Source organism: Cellulomonas sp. GbtcB1 (assembly GCF_019091725.1).
In the GTDB taxonomy this organism is placed as follows: Bacteria; Actinomycetota; Actinomycetes; order Actinomycetales; family Cellulomonadaceae; genus Cellulomonas.
This window is the reverse complement of sequence record NZ_JAGXJG010000179.1, coordinates 1-312: the sequence shown is the minus strand read 5'-3', so window position 1 is coordinate 312 and position 312 is coordinate 1. Positions and strand designations below refer to the sequence as shown.

Here is a 312-nt window from a genome sequence, read left to right as displayed (position 1 = left end):
GGCGACCAGGGCGGCCTGCGCCTCGACCGCGCCCGGGTCGGTGGACATGTTGCCGGTGGGCCAGTTGGCCAGCCACGCCGGGACGAAGTCGAAGCCCGACATGTGCACCTGGATCACGTCCACGGCGATGTCGAGCCCGGCCTCGGCGGCCAGGTCGGCGACCAGCGCGACGTCGTCCAGCGCGCGCTGCCGGATGAGCGTGCGCTTGGGCTGCAGCACGGGCCAGAGCGGGGACACGCGGACGTGGTCGTCGCCGAGGCCGGAGATCGCCTCGAGGACGTGCCGCACCACGTCCGCGTCGACGGCGCGCCA

Annotated in this window: 1 pseudogene; it reads right to left on the bottom strand. The window is 74.4% G+C overall.

Annotated features, from left to right (window positions below):
• Positions 1-312: pseudogene (locus KVT14_RS20205) on the bottom strand (glycosyl hydrolase); the annotation flags it as partial.